The organism is Lachnoclostridium sp. An14, from assembly GCF_002160755.1.
Taxonomy (GTDB): Bacteria; Bacillota; Clostridia; order Lachnospirales; family Lachnospiraceae; genus Lachnoclostridium_A.
This window is the reverse complement of the sequence record NZ_NFLE01000026.1, coordinates 39,709-57,806: the sequence shown is the minus strand read 5'-3', so window position 1 is coordinate 57,806 and position 18,098 is coordinate 39,709. Positions and strand designations below refer to the sequence as shown.

General features: G+C 54.6%; 17 protein-coding genes. 10 read left to right on the top strand and 7 right to left on the bottom strand.

Annotation, left to right across the window (positions count from 1 at the left end):
- Positions 1 to 114 precede the first annotated feature (114 nt).
- The 4 genes from B5E84_RS14125 to B5E84_RS14110 all read left to right on the top strand — a co-directional run bounded on the left by B5E84_RS14125 (position 115) and on the right by B5E84_RS14110 (position 3,776).
- Positions 115 to 1,977 (top strand): DUF885 domain-containing protein, encoded by a 1,863-nt coding sequence (locus B5E84_RS14125; RefSeq protein ID WP_087223852.1) that lies wholly within the window; start codon positions 115 to 117, stop codon positions 1,975 to 1,977.
- A 63-nt stretch (positions 1,978 to 2,040) separates the two neighbouring features.
- A complete protein-coding gene (locus B5E84_RS14120) occupies positions 2,041 to 2,562 on the top strand; it encodes a nucleoside recognition domain-containing protein (RefSeq protein WP_087223862.1) in 522 nt (173 codons plus the stop codon).
- A 183-nt stretch (positions 2,563 to 2,745) separates the two neighbouring features.
- Positions 2,746 to 3,180 carry a MarR family winged helix-turn-helix transcriptional regulator gene (locus B5E84_RS14115; RefSeq protein WP_242963385.1) on the top strand — a complete coding sequence of 145 codons (435 nt, stop codon included), beginning with the start codon at positions 2,746 to 2,748 and terminating at the stop codon, positions 3,178 to 3,180.
- Positions 3,181 to 3,209: 29 nt separating this feature from the next.
- Positions 3,210 to 3,776 (top strand): GerMN domain-containing protein, encoded by a 567-nt coding sequence (locus B5E84_RS14110; protein ID WP_162612868.1) that lies wholly within the window; start codon positions 3,210 to 3,212, stop codon positions 3,774 to 3,776.
- 239 nt (positions 3,777 to 4,015) lie between these two features.
- Here the strand turns inward: B5E84_RS14110 and B5E84_RS20645 are convergent, their stop codons facing one another.
- From B5E84_RS20645 to B5E84_RS14100, 3 genes are all read right to left on the bottom strand, one after another.
- Positions 4,016 to 4,189, bottom strand: a complete 174-nt coding sequence (locus B5E84_RS20645; protein WP_162612867.1) for a hypothetical protein — start codon at positions 4,187 to 4,189, stop codon at positions 4,016 to 4,018.
- A gap of 1 nt (position 4,190) precedes the next feature.
- Positions 4,191 to 5,378 carry a M20 family metallopeptidase gene (locus tag B5E84_RS14105; RefSeq protein WP_087223848.1) on the bottom strand — a complete coding sequence of 396 codons (1,188 nt, stop codon included), beginning with the start codon at positions 5,376 to 5,378 and terminating at the stop codon, positions 4,191 to 4,193.
- A 141-nt stretch (positions 5,379 to 5,519) separates the two neighbouring features.
- Positions 5,520 to 6,773, bottom strand: coding sequence for a hypothetical protein (locus B5E84_RS14100; protein ID WP_242963384.1), 1,254 nt, complete (start codon positions 6,771 to 6,773; stop codon positions 5,520 to 5,522).
- Between the two features lie 367 nt (positions 6,774 to 7,140).
- On the opposite strand from B5E84_RS14100, the gene B5E84_RS14095 reads away from it, so the two are divergent.
- On the top strand, positions 7,141 to 8,319 hold the full coding sequence (locus B5E84_RS14095; protein WP_087223846.1) for an amidohydrolase: 1,179 nt from the start codon (positions 7,141 to 7,143) through the stop codon (positions 8,317 to 8,319).
- 349 nt (positions 8,320 to 8,668) lie between these two features.
- Here the strand turns inward: B5E84_RS14095 and B5E84_RS14090 are convergent, their stop codons facing one another.
- Entirely contained in the window at positions 8,669 to 9,856 is a 1,188-nt protein-coding gene (locus B5E84_RS14090; RefSeq protein WP_087223844.1) for an amidohydrolase, read from the bottom strand.
- A gap of 171 nt (positions 9,857 to 10,027) precedes the next feature.
- Here B5E84_RS14090 and B5E84_RS14085 point away from each other — a divergent pair, with 171 nt between their 5' ends.
- Positions 10,028 to 11,209 (top strand): amidohydrolase, encoded by a 1,182-nt coding sequence (locus tag B5E84_RS14085; protein ID WP_087223842.1) that lies wholly within the window; start codon positions 10,028 to 10,030, stop codon positions 11,207 to 11,209.
- 109 nt (positions 11,210 to 11,318) lie between these two features.
- Here the strand turns inward: B5E84_RS14085 and B5E84_RS14080 are convergent, their stop codons facing one another.
- Both B5E84_RS14080 and B5E84_RS14075 read right to left on the bottom strand, forming a co-directional pair.
- Positions 11,319 to 12,236, bottom strand: coding sequence for a LysR family transcriptional regulator (locus B5E84_RS14080; protein WP_087223840.1), 918 nt, complete (start codon positions 12,234 to 12,236; stop codon positions 11,319 to 11,321).
- Between the two features lie 174 nt (positions 12,237 to 12,410).
- Positions 12,411 to 12,995: a nucleoside recognition domain-containing protein gene (locus B5E84_RS14075; RefSeq protein WP_087223838.1), complete on the bottom strand. Its 585-nt coding sequence runs from the start codon at positions 12,993 to 12,995 to the stop codon at positions 12,411 to 12,413.
- A 420-nt stretch (positions 12,996 to 13,415) separates the two neighbouring features.
- Here B5E84_RS14075 and B5E84_RS14070 point away from each other — a divergent pair, with 420 nt between their 5' ends.
- The 4 genes from B5E84_RS14070 to B5E84_RS14055 all read left to right on the top strand — a co-directional run bounded on the left by B5E84_RS14070 (position 13,416) and on the right by B5E84_RS14055 (position 16,287).
- Positions 13,416 to 14,042, top strand: a complete 627-nt coding sequence (locus B5E84_RS14070) for an HAD family hydrolase (protein ID WP_087223856.1) — start codon at positions 13,416 to 13,418, stop codon at positions 14,040 to 14,042.
- A 257-nt stretch (positions 14,043 to 14,299) separates the two neighbouring features.
- Entirely contained in the window at positions 14,300 to 14,638 is a 339-nt protein-coding gene (locus B5E84_RS14065) for a cupin domain-containing protein (protein WP_087223836.1), read from the top strand.
- 40 nt (positions 14,639 to 14,678) lie between these two features.
- On the top strand, positions 14,679 to 15,854 hold the full coding sequence (locus B5E84_RS14060) for a metal-dependent hydrolase family protein (protein ID WP_087223834.1): 1,176 nt from the start codon (positions 14,679 to 14,681) through the stop codon (positions 15,852 to 15,854).
- A 40-nt stretch (positions 15,855 to 15,894) separates the two neighbouring features.
- Positions 15,895 to 16,287, top strand: coding sequence for a cytidine deaminase family protein (locus tag B5E84_RS14055; RefSeq protein WP_087223832.1), 393 nt, complete (start codon positions 15,895 to 15,897; stop codon positions 16,285 to 16,287).
- Between the two features lie 132 nt (positions 16,288 to 16,419).
- Here the strand turns inward: B5E84_RS14055 and B5E84_RS14050 are convergent, their stop codons facing one another.
- The gene (locus tag B5E84_RS14050; RefSeq protein ID WP_087223830.1) at positions 16,420 to 18,057 is read right to left on the bottom strand and encodes a sulfatase family protein; all 1,638 of its coding nucleotides are present in this window, start codon (positions 18,055 to 18,057) and stop codon (positions 16,420 to 16,422) included.
- Positions 18,058 to 18,098 lie beyond the last annotated feature (41 nt).

The following is an 18,098-nucleotide window of genomic DNA, read 5'->3' as shown; positions in this document are numbered from 1 at the left end:
CGGTTTTTCGCCGTATCCCCCTGTTCTTTTGCCCTATCCTCTGGTATGATTTGTCAACTCCCCCAATATATATTATAATTAGGAAAAACCGCAAAAAAGGAGGACCACGAACCGATGCCACCAACCCAAAATAAATGCCACCCCATCCACCGTCGTCTGGGCGCTGCCCTGCTGGCGTTTTCCCTTTTGCTGGCCACGGCGTTTCTGGTGCCGGGCTGCCGTTCTGTGCCGGACATCACCGGCACCTCTGCCGCCGCCCCGTCTCAGGAATATGAGCAGTATACGGAAACCTCCGTCAAAGAGCGGGACCGGTTCGACCAGTTCACAGAACGGCTGTTTCGGGAAAATATCGCCTCCTCCCAGCTATCCCTCCATTTCACCCTGGCAGACCCGGAACGCTATGGGATCACCGAGGCCCAGTCTCCCTTCGGGGAAGTCTCCCTGGAGGCCCTGAAAGAGGATATGGCCGACACCAAGCAGGTATATGAGGAGCTGCACGGTTTCGACACCAGCGCCCTCTCCGACCAGCAGAAACTCACCTGGTCGGTGTTAAATTCCTACTTGGAAACGGCCCTGATGAGCGACGGCCTGGAGCTTTACAGCCGCCCGCTGGCCCCCACCATCGGCGTCCAGGCCCAGCTGCCCCTGCTGCTGGCGGAATATACCTTCTACGACCGGGACGACGTGACCGATTACCTCTCCCTCCTGTCCCAGATCGACACCTACTTCGGAGAATTGGGAGCCTTTGAAAAGCAGAAGGCGGAGTCCGGCTTAGGCTACAGCGACGGCACCCTGGACCGGATCATTGACTCCTGCAAAACCTACCTGGTAGTCCCCCAGGAAAACTTCCTCACAGAGACCTTCGACGAGCGGCTGGAAACCCTGACCGGCGTCACCGAGGAGGAAAAGGAGGAATGGCGGAACGAGCACGTGACCCTGATCGCGGAACATTTTCTCCCCGCCTACCAGTCCCTGATCGAAACTCTGACCTCTCTGAAGGGCATGGGTACAAACGAGATGGGAATGTGCGGCTACCCCGACGGCGAGGCCTACTATGAATACCTGGTATACGCCGCCACCGGCACCTCCTACCCGTCCGTGGACGCCCTGACGGACGCGGTTACTTACCAGATCGAGGAGGACGCGGCAGCCGTCGCCGAGCTGTTAAATCCGCAGCTTTACGAGGAAATGCTCACTGCCTCCTTCCGGGAAACGGAGGCGGACACCATGATCGAAGATCTGAAAACTCAGATTGAGGCGGACTTTCCGCAGCTGCCGGACTGCACCTGCACCGTAAAAGACGTGCCCCAGTCCCTGGAGCTGGCCTTAAGCCCCGCCCTCTACTTAACGCCGCCCATCGACCGCTACGAGGACAACGTCATTTACATCAACCGAAATGAGCGCTACGACGGCACCCCCATTTACACCACTCTGGCCCACGAAGGCTATCCCGGCCACCTGTACCAGACGGTCTATTTCACCGCCTCCTGCGACGAGCCTCTCCGCCACGCCCTCTCCTTCCCCGCCTACACGGAAGGCTGGGCCACCTATGCGGAATTTCAGTCCTACTTCTTTGACAACGGCCTGTCCCCAGACCTGCAGAAACTCCAGATGCACAACCAGGCCGTCACCTTAGGCATCCACGCCATTTTAGACTTAAACATCAACTACTACGGCTGGACCAGGGATCAGACCGCCGCGTTTCTGGAGGAGACCTACGGCATCACCGACCGGGACACTGTGGACCGGATGTACGATGTGATGATAGATAACCCCTCCAATTACCTGGAATACTACGTAGGCTGGCTGGAATTTAAAAACCTGCGGGAGGAGGCGAAGGAAACCCTGGGGACCTCCTTCGACGCAAAGAGCTTTCACACCCTCCTTCTGGAAACGGGCCCCGCGCCCTTCCCCATTCTCCAAAGCTACATGAAGGCCTGGATGGCCACCTCGTCCCTCTCCCAGGCTGCCTCTTAAAACCGGTCATGAACCGGCGCGCCGGGGAATACATTGGTAAAAATGGCATTCCCCGGTGTTTTTATGTCCCTCCTGCTGTTTCTGTCCAACATCATCGTTCCCCTGCTGCTGTTCTACATCATCGGTTTCGGCATTCTCTCCCGCCGTCCCGTGTTCGATGACTTTTTAAAGGGGGCCGCCGGCGGCCTGAAAACCGTGGCCGGCATTCTCCCCACCCTGGTAGGCCTGATGACCGCCGTGGGAGTGCTGCGGGCCTCTGGGTTTCTCGATTTTCTGGGGGAAATCCTCACCGCTCCCGCCGCCCTCGTCCACATCCCGCCGCCCCTGGTTCCCCTGCTTTTAGTCCGTCTCATTTCCAATTCCGCCGCCACCGGCCTGCTCTTAGACATCTTCCGCCAGTACGGCACGGACTCCTTTACCGGCATGGCCGCCTCCATCCTCATGAGCTGCACGGAAACGGTATTTTACTGCATCAGCGTCTACTTCGGTTCCGTGGGCATCACAAAAACCCGCTACACCTTAGCCGGCGCCTTCATCGCCACCGCCGCCGGGGTGGCCGCGTCCCTTCTGCTGGCCGCGGCGTAACATCCGCGCCGGAGGCTTTTATGCCATAAAGGCCACCGTTTCCTGAGGCATAAGACACAAAAAAGACACAGGAACGTAAGAATTTCCTAAATTTTACATAGTTGTAATGCCGGGAAAAATCATGTATAATCAGTTGGAGACTTTAGATACACAGGATTCACATCTAAAACAAAGGGGAAAAAAGTGGATAGCAATCAAACGCTGAACGACGTATTAGTCCATCTGTTTCGGGACATCATGGATATTGAACAGAAGGCGGTGGCAGCCCAGGAATTTCGCGATATTACCAGCAACGACCTGCACGTCATAGAAGTGATCGGACTGGGAGAACCGAAAAATATGTCCACCATCGCCAAACAGCTTTCCGTTACGGTGGGCACTCTGACCATTGCCATGAACGGCCTGGTCAAAAAAGGATACGTCACACGCGAGCGAGGCCGTGAGGACCGGCGCGTGGTCTACATTTCCCTCTCAGAGAAAGGCAGAAAAGCCTACGCTCATCACGCCCGTTTCCACCAGGAGATGATCGACGGAATCCGTTCCGCTCTGACCCCGGAGGAGATGGCGGCCCTGGTAAAAGCGCTGGAAAAGCTTAAAGACTGGTTCAGCAGCTTTTAACCCAATGAATGAAGGAGGCAATCTACAAAATGAAAAAACTTGCATTATGTGTTACAGGAGCCCTGCTTGCCGTATCTTTGGCGGCCTGTTCCCCCACTCAGAAAGAGACCAGCCCCGCGGATGGAATCAACGTGGAACAGTCCACCGGCGGTGCTTCCGATAAAGTGCCGGATCCCACGGCAGAGGTTCTGGAAATGGCATCCATCTACGTTCCCGACGAGAACAAAACCGGCCTGCGCCAGATGATGGACGGCATCGCCGCCACGGATGCCGAGGCCCTGGTGGAAAAGCTGGTGGAGTACGGCGTTCTTCCGGAGGGCTGCGAGGTGCTGTCCTTTGAGACCACCGGCGAGTCCGAGAACAATTCCGGCGGCCCTGGCGAGGCAGCCTCTGTGACTACGGCAGAATCCGCCGTCTTAGACCTCTCCGTCATCCCGGACGGCGATTCCATCGACAACCAGCTCGTTGCCGCCGCCATCGGAAACACCTTTACGGAGAACTTAAACATCCGCTCCCTGACCATTCAGGAGAACGGCACCACCTTCGCGGAGAATGTGCGGTTCCAGAGCGATTTTGAGACGCTGATCACGGAATAACCTACCTGTCCGCTGATACAAAAGTGTGCGCTTGGCGCACTCTCGCGCCGGAGCGCGGCTGCGTAAACAGCCATTTTCCTCTGCGCGGAGTGCGCCTCCCGCCAGAGGCTTTTATGTCATAGGGAACGCAGTTTCCTACTACACAAGCAAAACCCCCGGACCATTCCCCCATCCCGGCCAGAAACGGCCGGCTGGAGAATGCGTCCGGGGTTTTCTTTTTCATTTCTCTGTATTTCTGCTCAGGCGCCCGCTTCTATTCTCGCGTAAAATTCATCGACGGGCATACTCTCTCCCAAATCATCGTGATATTCTTTTCCATCCATCCGATAGTGGAAACAGACAAAGGGGATTTCCCTCTCCCGGAAAAATTCCCTGTCCATGTCCGCCGTAGAACAACACGTGATTACAAACATCTTATTTTGACATCTCCTCCAGATAGTCATAGGCAAACTGGGCATACATGGCCACGCCCCGTTTCAGCACGCTCTCGTCCACGGTGTAGTGATCGTTGTGGTTTTTAGCCGTATAGCCAAGCGCCTCATTTCTGCTGCCGATAAAGCCGAAGATTCCCGGCACCTTTTCCATAAACATGGCAAAGTCCTCGCTGCCCATCATCTTTGGCAGGCTCTTTAAGCTCTCCTCGCCGTAGAGTTTCACCGCCGCGGCGTTGGCAATGCGGTTTAAATCCTCATTGTCGTTTATCACCGGGCCGGGATAATAGTCAAATTTCAGAGTGGCCTTGGCCCCGAAGGACTCCGCCACGTGCTCCACAATTCCTCTCAAAAGCCCCTCGGTCTTCATGCGCATTTCCGCGGAATGGGTTCTGGTAGTTCCCTCCATCACCACCTTATTGGCAATGATATTGAAACGCTGGCCGCCGTGGATCTCGCCGATGGTCACCACCAGCGGGTTTAAGGGATCGTTCATTCTGGACACGATGGCCTGGATCTCCGTCAGCATATGTGCCGCCGCTAAAATGGCGTCCACACCCTGATGCGGCGCGGAGCCGTGGGCGGAAACGCCCTCCACCTCGATGGTGAAATTGTCGGCGCTGGCCATACGCGGGCCGGACTCAAAGCTCATATAGGGCGCGTCAAAATCTCCCCAGATATGGGCGCCGTAGATGGCGTCCACGTCATCCAAGAAACCGTGGTCAATGTAGTATCTGGCTCCATAGCAGGACTCCTCCGCCGCCTGGAAAATGATTTTCACATTTCCCTTCAGCTCGTCCTTCTTCTCCAAAAGCAGCTTGATGCCCCCAAGAAGCATGGCGATGTGGCAGTCGTGGCCGCAGGCGTGCATGACGCCGGGATTTTTACTGCAAAATTCCAGACCGGTGTGCTCGTCTACCGGCAGAGCGTCGATGTCCGCCCGCAAGGCGATGGTCTTCGCTCCGGCTCCGGCCTTTCCGCCCTCGATCATGGTCCAAAGTCCGGGGTAGTCCTCATAATAATGGGGAGTAAGCCCCATTTCCTCCAGCCGTTTCCCGATTTCCTTCGTGGTGTTGTACTCCTCAAAGGAAAGCTCCGGATACTGATGGAAAAACCGTCTCTGATCAATGACCCACTGCTCATTCTGTTCCGCTAATTCCTTAAAATTCATAAAAAATCCCCATCCTTTCTGAAAACGAATCTCATATCCTCATTATATACAAAAAACATCCCGCCGGCAAGCAAAGTTTCCGGCGGGATGTTTCCAGCTAACGCGCCGCTGCCGAAAATCTGCCCAAGATACCTATTGATTTTACGCGCGGAGCATCGGGATAAATACGCTGGCAATGATAACAGAGGTAATCGTAACCGTTACAAATCCGCCTACGATCATCTGCGGAAGCATATTATCCATTAAGTAATTTTTCTCGTCCTCGTTGGAAGCAAGTGCCTTGGAGGCCTCGTCGGTGAGAACGTAGTTCGGCGGGAATCCGTAGAGAGCCGTAAGGCTGGTAGCGATAGCCATGTACGTGCTGACCTTTAAGATCTTGCCTGCGATGGTAGCTACGATACACATTCCTGCAACGCCTACAACGATAATGAACACCAGCGGTCCAAGGATCTCCAGCAGGAGAGCCGGAGTAGCACTGTTTAATCCGCTGAATACGTACATCATCAGGATGAACATGATGAAGTTAAAGCAGCCATTCTCCTTTAATACATTGGGACGAAGGAAACCAAGCTCCGTAGCCGCAATGCCCAGGATCAGAGCGATAACCGCCTGGTTGATGGCATACACACCCATGAAGGTGCCGGTCCAGGTACTGATAAGAGAGGACAGGTATGCAACAACAAGGATGGTAGCTAAGGAAACTGCCGTGGAGTAGTACTTGTTCGGAATATCCGGGATCAGTTTCTTTCTCTTTTTGGTCTCAGTGGCAAATTTGCCGTTCACCTCGTCGATCTCGCCGGTGTGAGCAACCTTCTTCACCTTGCCGCTTCTGTAATCCTTTAACAGGTTGCGGCCCTCTCTCTTTAACATGATGGCCGTAAGGGGATAACCGGCAAAGCCCTGGCAAACGTACATACAGATCGCCAGCACGGCAGCTCTCTCCAGACCCAGGTTCTGAGCGGCCTCCTGCATCATGGTAGCAGCCACGATGCCTCCGGTTAACGGCGGAAGGCCGGAAATGATGTAGTTAAAGTCTACAAAGTGCGGGCAGATGAGAAGACAGGCAGCGATCATGCCAGCCAGTCCGGCCAGACAGATCACGATGATCTTCCACTGCTTTTTAAGCTCATCCAGGCTGATGGATGTACCCATATGGGTAATACAGATCATAATAGCCAGGGTTCCTCCTAAGGGAGCGCCCATACCTGCAAGAGCTACAATATCCTTCGGGAAAAACGTCCAGTATCCTAACAGGAACAGGACTGCAACCACGAATACGGACGGAATCCATGCTTTTGTCAGGGTTCCAATGAAGTCACCAATGCCGTATGTAATACACAGCACTAACATGGCAACGATTGGCGATGCGACAATTAACGCCGTAAGTTGTTCCATACTTAATTCCTCCTTTTTATAAAATCCCAATAACCTGCTCTCCGGACGCTGACGCGCCCAAAGCTGCTTTGCGCCATCCGTCTTGGGTCGGATACCGCAATATTTATCTTTACGCCCCGGCCTGTTTTTTCAGACCGGAACGTGAGAGCCTTTGCCGCTTTATTTAATTAACTTATTATAGCCTTTTTTCTTCTAAAAGTCTATACGTTTTCAACAATTCTGTCGAAATGTAGAAATCAAAAGAAATCGAAACTTTAAGTTAAATTTTCAGACATTTTAAGGAGAACTCTTGCTTTTGAGAAAAGAAAGACTTATAATCATTGTCATATTAAGACGGCACCCCAGGTGCCGGGAAGGGAGCTTACTTATGGAAAAAACATTACAGCTCGCCATGGAAAACAAGGATTACATCGTGGAGATGCGCCGCCATTTCCACAGCCATCCGGAAGTCAGCGAGCACGAGGAAAATACCTGCAAACGGGTTTGTGAGGAGCTTGAGAAAATGGGTCTGGAGCCGAAGGTGGTCTGCACCAGCGGCACCGGCGTTATGTGCGACATCACGGGAAAGGGCCCTGGGAAGACCATCGCCTTAAGAGCCGATATGGACGCCTTAAGCGTACAGGAGTTAAACGACGTCCCCTATAAATCCACGGTGGACGGACTGATGCACGCCTGCGGCCACGACGCCCACACTGCCACCCTGCTGGGAGCCGCAAAGATTTTAAATGCCTGCAGAGAGGACTTTAACGGCACCGTCCGCCTGCTGTTCCAGCCGGCGGAGGAGACGGCTTACGGCGCGAGAGCCATGATTGAGGCCGGCTGTCTGGACGGGGTGGACGCCACTATGGGAACCCACGTAAACAGCAATTTGAAGGCTGGCACCTTCTCTGTGGAAGCCGGCCCCAGACTGGCCGCTGCCAACTGGTTTAAATATAAGTTTATCGGAAAGCCGGGCCACGGAGCTCTGCCCCACCAGGGAATCGACGCCGGGCTCGCGGCCTGCGCGGCGGCTTTGGATCTGCAGCACCTGGTAAGCCGGGAATTTCCGGCGGACAAGCCCTTAGTCATCACCGTTGGCCGCATTGAGGCCGGCACCCGTTTCAATGTAATCGCCGCCGAGGCTACCTTAGAGGGCACGGTGCGCTGCTTTGATCCGGAGGTATTCAAGGCCGTTCCGGCTGCCATGGAGCGGGTGATGCGCGGCGTGGCGGACGCTTACCGCTGTGAGCTGGTAGTGGAGAGAGCAGACGCCATCACTCTCCCCTGCTACAATCCGGACCAGGCATCTGCCCGCGGAAAGGCCACCGTGTTAAAGCTTTTCGGCGAGGACGGAATCGGATTCTCCCCGGCGCAGATGGGCGGCGAGGACTACTCCTTTATGATGGACAAAGTGCCGGATTCCCTGTACGTGAGCGTCGGCACCTCCAACCCGGAAAAAGGCTCCGCAGAGCCCCATCATTCCGGCCGGTTCAACGTGGATGAGGATGCCCTTCCGGGCGCGTCCGCGATGTACGCGCAGTATGCGATGGATTATTTGAATGAGTGATTTGGAGAAATCACGGCAGATTTCAGGGGCATTTGGAAACAGATTGAATGCCTGGAAATGTGTGAATTAGGGATCATGTTTCACGTGAAACGGTGAATCCGTGAGTCCGTGAAATATCTGCAAGCTGCTTTGTTTCAGGTATTTGCATGGCGGAGGAACATTAGTGTGAAAGAATGCGAGTCTCCGCCGGAGACTTTCTCGGCATGAGGAATCCCATTTTCTATTCATAAAAATTATAAAAACAAAAAGGAGAATCCCACAAAATATGGATTCTCCTTCTTCAGCCGTACCGCCCGATTCACAAACCGGGCGGCCGGCTTTTTTATATTTTATTTCATGATTGCGGAGCTCAGTCCCCATTCTCCTCCAGGAAATCATAAGCAAACTGCGCGTACATGGCGGCGCCTCTCTTTAACAGGCTCTCATCCACGGTGTAGCAGTCGTTGTGGTTGGTGGCGGTATAGCCCTTCTCCGGATCCCGGCTGCCTACAAATCCGTACACGCCCGGAACCTCGTCCATGTAGAAAGAGAATCCTTCACTTCCCATCATCTTCTCCAGATGCTTTAAGCAGCCCTCGCCGTAGAGTTTCACAGCGGCATCCTCTGCCAGACGGCACAGGTCATCGCTCCGGTTGATCAGCGGGTTTGCCAGGTACTCCATCTTGTAGGTGCCCTTTGCCCCATGAATCGCCGTCACGTGCTCCACGATAGCGCGCAGCATCTCGTCCGTTTTCTTACGCATCTCCGGGGACATGGTGCGCACCGTTCCGTCCATCACTACCTTATTGGGAATGATGTTCCAGCGCTGTCCGCCGGTGATGGTTCCGAAGGTCACTACCAGGGGATTTAAGGGGTCATTGATGCGGGACACGATCTCCTGAGCCTCAGAAATAACGTGAACCGCGGTGGTGATGGCATCCACGCCCAGATGCGGCGCGGAGCCGTGAGCGGAGGAACCCTCGATCTCGATGGTAAATTTATCGCAGCTGGCCATTCTCGGACCGGACTCAAAGCTCATGTAAGGAGCGTCAAAATCGCCCCAGATATGGGTGCCGTAGATGGCGGACACTCCGTCCACCGCCCCTCTCTCGATAAACGCGCGCTCGCCCACGGCAACTTCCTCCGCCGGCTGGAACAGGATACGCACATTTCCCTTCAGCTCATCCTTTTTCTCCATCAGCATTTTCACGCCGCCTAACAGCATGGCGATGTGGCAGTCGTGGCCGCAGGCGTGCATTACGCCAGCGTTTTTGCTGCTGAACTCCAGGCCTGTGTGCTCCTCCACCGGAAGGGCGTCAATATCAGCCCGCAGGGCCACGGTTTTCGCGCCTTCACCGGCCTTTCCTCCTTTGATCTCCGCCATCACGCCGGTAATATCATCAAAATACTTCGGCTCCAGGCCCAGTTCCTCCAGGCGCTTGCCTAACTCCTTTGTGGTGTTGACTTCCTTTAAAGAAAGCTCCGGATACTCGTGGAAATATCTTCTCTGTTCAATGATCCACTGCTCATTCTGTTCTGCTAAGTCTCTGAAATTCATGTCAGATCCTCTCCTTCCATAACATTTTCTCCCCCTATCATATAAGAAAATCTCCATTCCAGCAACCAAAATCCTCCAGAAAACACCAAAATTTTCTTGAAATATCACTGCCGCAAGCCTATAATCAGAACATATATTGCTCGCCTCGAGCGGGAAGGGAGAATGACCGATATGGAACGAATCATGGAACTGGCACTTGAAAATAAAGACTATGTGATCGAAATGCGCCGCTATTTTCACCAGCATCCGGAGTTAAGCGAACAGGAGTTTGCCACCTCCAGGCGGATTTTCGAGGAATTGCAGGGCATGGGACTGGAGCCGAAGATGGTGGGCTCCTTTGGAACGGGAGTGATGTGTGAAATCCACGGAGGACAGCCGGGGAAAACCGTCGCTCTGAGGGCGGATATGGATGCTCTGAGTGTGCAGGAGCTGATCGAAAGCCCCTTTAAATCCTGCGAAGATGGAAAAATGCACGCCTGCGGCCACGATGGCCACACGGCCACTCTTTTAGGAGCCGCGAAAGTGCTGCTGGCCTGCAAAGATCAGATCAGAGGCACTGTGCGCCTGCTGTTTCAGCCGGCAGAGGAGACGGGCACCGGAGCGAAGGATATGGTGGCCTGCGGCTGCCTGGAGGGAGTGGACGGCGCTCTGGGAATCCATCTGTGGAGCGGAGTAAAAAGCGGCACGATTTCCGTGGAAGCCGGCCCCCGCATGGCAGCCGCCAATATGTTCCGCTACCGCATCAGCGGAAAACCGGGGCACGGCGCTCTGCCCCACCAGGGTGTGGACGCCGGTCTTGCCGCCTCCGCTGCCGTTGTAAACCTTCAGTCCATTGTCAGCCGGGAGTTTCCAGCCGCAGAGCCGGTGGTCATCACCGTAGGCCACATCGACTGCGGCACCCGTTTCAACGTGATCGCTGCTGACGCCACCTTAGAGGGCACCATGCGCTGTTACAACGTGGACTATTTCCTGAAGGACATTCCCCAGGCCATGCACCGGGTAGTGGAAAACACAGCGGCGGCGTACCGCTGCGAGGTGACGGAGAAGTATGTCTACGACGCCATGCTCCCCTGCAACAACCCGGAAAAGGCGGCCGCCAGAGGCGCCGCCACGGTGAAAAAGCTCTTGGGAGAAAGCGGAATTGGCCAGCAGCCGGCCATGATGGGCGGAGAAGATTTCTCCTACATGATGCACGCCGTTCCCGACTCTCTCCTGGCCTTTGTGGGCATCGGCAATCCGGAGAAAGGAACGGATGAGCCCCACCATTCCGGCCGTTTCCAGATCGACGAGGACTGCCTCGTAAACTCCGTGGCCTTTTACGCCCAGTATGCCCTTGACTTTTTAAATGAATGACCTATCAGACTGCGAAAACGCAAAACACCCCGCGATCCGGTATCAGGGAGTCAAAATCCCTTTGATTCCCTGATACCATACAGATGAAATCCCACACGGGGAAATGACGTTACACCGGCGGTGTTTCCGAATCCGCCGGCATTTCCGCAGACAGAGAAAGAAAGTCTGCCCAGCGCTCCCGGAACCCGTTTTCCGTCCTGTATACCAGGTTAAACTCGTGGCTGAGGCGGATTTTTTTGCCCCTTTCGTCCGTGAGCTGCAAAATTGCCAGCTCTCCCCGCGCCAGCTCCTCCTCCAGCACAGTCCGGTACAAAAAGGAAACGCCCAGATTTTCCCGCACCAGCTCTTTTATCGGCCGGAAGTCGCTCACCTCCGTCACTGCCCGAAACCCGTCCACGGTGCAGTTGTGCTCCTCCAGGAAATGCTCCAGCACCGCCCTGGTGCCGGAACCCTGTTCCCGCACGATCAAATGCTCTCCCAAAAGCCGCCGGACCGGCACCGGGCTGTCAGCCAGGGGATTTTCCGGCGAACAGATCCCCACAAAAGGCTCCCGGCGCATCAGACGGCAGCCATATTCTCCTTTGTCAAAAAAGCCCTCGATCATGGCAAAATCCAGCTCTCCCTCATCCAGGCCCCGCAGAAGGTCCGCCGTATTATTTACCAGCAGAGAAACCTGGCTGCCGGGATTCTTCTTTAAAAAGGAGGAGATCACCGGCGCTGCCAGGTAGTCCCCGATGGTTTTCGTGGCCCCCACCCGCAGACGGATTTTTTCCGGCTCCCGCAAAAGCTCCTCCAGTTTCCGGCTGCGGTAGTCCAGGGCGTGCACCTGCATTTTCAAAATCTCTCCCTGGGGCGTCAGGCGCAGCACCTTTTTCTCATAAGAAAACAGCTTGCAGCCGTAGTGCTCCTCTAAAAAGTGAATATGCTGGGTCACCGCCGGCTGGGTAATGCAGAGCTCTTTCGCGGTGCGGGTGTAATTCATGGTTTTACATAGGTTTAGGAAGGTGTATAGTCGAAAATCAAGCATGGGTCAGGCTCCTGTCTTTTGAGTGATCTTCCGTCTTATTTCGTTGATAAGCCGTATTTCTGAAAAACCGTTTTCAGGTTTTCTCTGAATAATTCGTTGTTTTCTATTATAGTCTTTCCTATCCTTCGGTTTCAACCGTTATCCGACACATTTTTCCTCTCCCCGTTTTCATCCTCATCCTCTCCATCTCCCATCCATCCCCCTGCACACCACCACCGCCGCCGCTGTACTCACCATGGTGGCAATCAGGGCCGGGCCGGTGACGGCGGCGGGATTTACGCTGCCGTATTGGCTGCGGTAGGCGATCATGGTGATAGGGATGAGCTGCAGGGACGAGATGTTTAATATGAGGAAGGTGCACATTTCTTTGGTGGCGGTGTCCGGGGGCAGATGGCTGGTCCGTTTCAGCTCCTCCATGGCCCGCAGCCCGGCGGGGGTGGCCGCCCAGCCCAACCCCAGCATATTGGCAATCATGTTGGCCGCGATCTGCTTTCTGGCGGGGTGGTCTTTTTCCAGCCTGGGAAACAAAAAGTTTAAGACAGGAGTCATTTTCGCCGCCAGGGCGTCGATAAGGCCAGCCCCGTTTCCCACTTCCATAATCCCGCTCCAGAATGCCATGATCCCCAGCATGGTAATGCTTAAGGATACCGCCTCCTTGGCGGAGGAAAGCACTGCCTCCGTCACCGCATCCAGATTTCCATGAAACGCCGCCCATACAATTCCCACAGCCATCATGGCCGCCCATAGATAGTTTAGCATACCGATTTTCCGCCCGTTTTTTATTCATTATATGCGGTAACAGTTCAGCCATGCAGAAACACATGGCAAAGCACTGCGTGGGAGCTTGCTCCCTAAGCAGTACTTTGCCATATGTTTCTATAGGGCGGACGCCCGACATGAATCATTTGACGGCTAATAACGTCTCACGTTAGCCAATTTTGAAAATCCGTCAAATTATAAATGGCATGGCTGAACGGTTACTATATGCGGCGGACGGAAGGGCATTCCAGACAGGCGGCGGGATTGACCGGGCCGAAAAGAAAGAATATAATATCTCTATTACAGTTTCATCGTCCGGCGGCCCGGCAGACCGAGACTTCGTTTCTGATTTCCGCTCTGTTTTTGTTTCGTTTCGCCGGCCCGGCCGCCGGGGCAAATATCAAAAACGGAGGAGGATCCATGGGTTTCAAAGCAGTGATCTACGACATTGACGGCACCATTTTAAACACCCTAAACATGAATATGTATCCCCTAATGCGCATTATCAAGGAGGAAACCGGCGAGGATTGGACCTTTGAGCAGGTATTGAAGTTTGCCCCCTATCCCGGCATGAAGGTGATGGAGGAGCTGCAGGTAAAGGACAAGGAGGCCGTCTACGCCCGCTGGGTGAAATACGTAAACGAATACGAGGAAGGAGCCGCTCTCTACCCCGGATTTGAGAAGGTATTTCCGGCTATCGACCAGCACTGCCTTCAGGCTGTGGTATCTGCGAAAACCGCCGAGCAGTACGAAATTGACTTCTGCTCTAAAGGGCTGGACCGGTATATGGCCGCGGCTGTGCTGGCCGAAGACACCAAAAAGCACAAGCCAGACCCGGAACCGCTGTTAAAATGCGCCGAAAAGCTGGGAATTGCCCCCCAGGAGGCCATTTACATCGGCGACGCCTTTTCCGATTACCAGGCCGCTAAAAACGCCAATATGGCCTTTGGATACGCCAAATGGGGCAGCGTTGCGGGGGATGGGATTACAGAGCCGGATTACGTGTTTGAACGCCCGGAGGATCTTCTGGAGCTGTTGATTTTTTAACCGTATTTTTGTATGATGATACCAGAGTCAAAAGGCCAAAAATCCGATGCAAGCTTGCTTGCAAGAGGATTTTTTACCTTGGGCCCCGCCAAAAACATGAATAAGCAGCCATTTTTCGTAGAAAAATGAGCGGATTATTTATGTTTCCCAGGATTGCGGGAGCACGTAGTGGGAAGCAATCCGGTATCAAAGGGGTCAAAATACCTTTTGGCCTCAACATCGTATGATGAAAAGAAATGACATGAGGAGGACTGAACATGATCTACACAGAAAAAGTGATCCCGTTTGAAAACCGCGCAGGCGGCAAGGGCACTGGCGAGATCCACATCGCCATGGAAGATCCGGACCTGGAAGGCCGGGCAAAGTCGGTGATGTCCGTGATCCTGCATCCCGGCACCTCCATCGGCTCCCATCAGCACGTAGGGAACCTGGAGCTTTACTACGTGATCAAGGGCGAAGGCATTTTTACCTTAAACGGGGAGAGCTTTCCCATCCACGCAGGCCAGACCGGCTATATGAAACCGGGAGATTTTCACGGCATTGAAAATACAGGAGACGAGGATATGCTGCTCTCCGCCATCATTCTCTATGAATGATCAAAGAATCCGTCAATTTTAAGAAAGAGGGGTAAAACATATGGGGAAGAAATTATTTACAAACTGCAGCATCGTAAACGTCATTGACAAAACGGTGACGCCTGGTTCCATCCTGACGGAGGACGGCGTGATCACCCAGGTGGGCGACTGTCCCTGCGCGGACAGGGACGCGGAAGTCATTGACTTAAATGGAGGCTACGTGATGCCCGGCCTGTTTAACTGCCACACTCACATCTGCCTGCCTCCGGATCCGGCGGTCAACTACAACCGCACAGACTGTCAGGTGACCCTGCTGGCTCTGGATCACCTTCGCCAGCACCTGTCCACCGGCGTCACCTTTATCCGCGACGTGGGCGGCATCAACTACATTGACGTGGACCTTCGCAACGCCGCTCGGGCCGGGAAAATCGCCGCTCCGGATATGGTGGTTTCCGGAAAATGTATCTGCATGACCGGCGGTCACGGCTGGCAGATGGGCCGCGAAGCAGACGGGGCGGACGACTGCCGCAAGGCCGCCAGAGAGCAGTTGAAAGCCGGAGCCGACTGGATCAAGGTCATGGGAACCGGCGGCGTGATGACGGAGGGCGTGGAACCCGGTTCTCCCCAGCTGGACGAGGAGGAGCTGCGGGCCGCCATCGCCGAGGGCCATAAAGTGGGAGCCAAATCCTGCACCCACTCCCAGGGCATGACCGGCATCAAAAACGCCCTGCGGGCCGGCGTGGACTCTATCGAGCACGGATTTTACATGGACGACTGGTGCTTTGAGTGGATGAAGGAGCACAACGTCTACTACGTTCCCACTCTGGCTGCCATGTACTGGATTAAGGTAAACGGCACTGCCGCCGGCATCCCGGAGTACGCTGTGCGCAAGGTAAACGCCACCTTTGACGACCATTTAAACACTTTCCGAAACGCCTACAAGGCCGGTGTGAAGATCGTACTCGGCACCGACGCCGGAACCCCCTTCAACCGCCACGACAAGACCGCCTACGAGATGATCCTGATGACAAAGGCCGGAATGGACGTCTGGGATGCCCTGCGGGCCGGAACCATCACCGCGGCTGAGATGTGCGGCGTGGAAAAGACCCACGGCTCCATTGAAACCGGCAAGCGGGCCAACTTAGCCGTATTCGCCGAGGATCCCACGAAGAACCTGGAGACGGTGATGGACTGCCAGATGACGGTGTTAGGCGGAGAGATTGTGCATCGGAAATAGGCAAACGGATTGAGATTGGAAGAATTCTGGGAGACCGTTTATGGAACCGATTTGGAAAGACCTGTACGCCGCCGCGAAGGCCGTGCAGAATGACCGGGACATTTCTGATAAAATCAGTGCCGGATGCGTGGCCGCGGCTGTGGAATCCGTTTCCGGCCGCATTTACGTGGGTGTCTGCGTAGATACTGCCTGCTCCCTCGGCATCTGCGCGGAGCGAAACGCCTTATTTCACATGATCACCTGCGGGGAAAACGCCGTAAAACGGGTGCTGGCCCTCATGCCGGACGGAAACACCGGCCCGCCCTGCGGGGCCTGCCGCGAATTTATCGCCCAGCTGATGCCGGACAGCTACCGGGATGTGGAAATCATGATTAACTATCAGGAAAATACGATCCTACGCCTGGGGGAGCTGACGCCGGAGTGGTGGATTTAGGGGTTGGGTGGAAGAATTTCATCGGAAATGCTGTTTTTCATGGCAAAAAAGAGGGCACAACCCCATGTCATTCAGTTAGTAATGACGTTGGGACGCAGGCCCTCTTTTTCTCATGTCTATTTTATTTTTCTTCTACTCCCAGCACCCCTGCTCCTTCGCCCGTCTCACAAAATCCTGAAACCGTTCCTCGGAATAGCCGCCAAACTCCTTTAAAATTTCCTCCGCGTGATTTTTGGAAAACTTCACGGAAGGTTCATCCTTCACTGCCTCCAAAATCTCGCTGCTGTAGTCGTCAAACTGCGCCTGTTCCTCCTCCAGGGCTCTGGTGGGGAATATGGGGAAGTTGGTCTCGTAGTAGGGATGGGGTACGTACCGCTCCATCTGCTTAAAGCCCTCCGGCCCAGCGTAGCCCTTCAGGCCATACCGCCGCTCGTAGGCTAAAAGCGTCTCCTTCAGGCGATCCCGTACCTCCCGGATCTCCTCTGGAATTTCCGTTTCGCAGCCCCCGTAGAGCAGGTTGGTAGTCTCCGCCCGGTCATTTTCCATGTCAAACAGCTGCTCGCCGTCGCCGTAATGATAGACGTACTTGTAGCGCTCATCCCGGATACAGCACCACCGCTTGTTGTCCCGCTGGTGCTCGATGTACTGGTAGCGGCGGTTTTTCCTGCCGTTGGCAATAAAAATGGACTCTCCCGGCAGGTCGTACTCCGCCGGATACTCCAGCCCTGCTTCGTCTAGGAAGGTGGGGAGAATGTCGTTTAAGTCCACAAAATACTGCCTCCGCTCCCCGGCCTGCAGCCGTTTCGGATAACGCACCACAAAAGGGATTTTGGCGGACGCGTCGTAGGGGAGAAATTTCTGGTAGGTGTCCAGATCTCCTAACATTTCCCCGTGATCGCTGGTGAAGATGATCAGGGTATTGTCCATCAGCCCCAGTTCCTCCATAGTATCCAGAATCCTTCCGATCTGATAATCCGCAAAGGTCACCGCCGAAGCGTAAAGCTCCCGGATCCTGGTTTTCACCTCGTCATTAAAGGCGCAGCCCAACTGCTTATTTTCCTCTGCCAGGGCCGAAAGCGGCGTGACCGTTTTCGCCGGCTCCGGAATCTTTCCCTTGTACAGATCCTGCCAGCCTTCCGGGATGTCAAAGGGCGGATGAGGATGGATAAAGCCCGCCCACAGAAGGAATGGCGTGCGGCCTTTTGTGGACCGGAGGTATTCGAGGGCCCGGTCCGCCACCCAGGCAGAACCGTGGTGCTTTTCCGGCAGCATAGAGCGCTGAGGCTGCATATACATACAGGTGCGTACGCCGTGGACGCTCTGGAGATGGCCGTAGCCCGCCTCCTTCAGATACATGGCGTAGTCGTCCTCCTCCCGCACCCTGGGCAGCTCGTCCATATTTAAGAAATGGTCAAAACCCGTGGCCCGGCGCTCCGGCTGAAAGTGCATTTTTCCAATGGCGATGGTCTCATACCCGCTGTCGTTTAAAATCTGAGCAAAGGTGGGCAGATTATGAGGGCAGGCTTTTGCCTGCGCGTCGAAATAGTTGTCGTCAAACCCGTGATGCCGGTCCGTCAGACCCGTGATCATATTGTGGCGGGCCGGGATGCACACAGGATTGGGAGAATAGGCATTCTCGAATACACAGCCCTCCCTGGCCAGCCGGTCGATATTGGGGGTCTGCATAAACGTCCCCCCGCAGCAGTTTACGAAATCACTGCGCAGCTGATCACAGGTGATCAGTAAAATATTTGGTCTGTCCTGTTTCATTTCCTACCTCTTTTTTTCGCAAATTATCTGTGTTATACTTT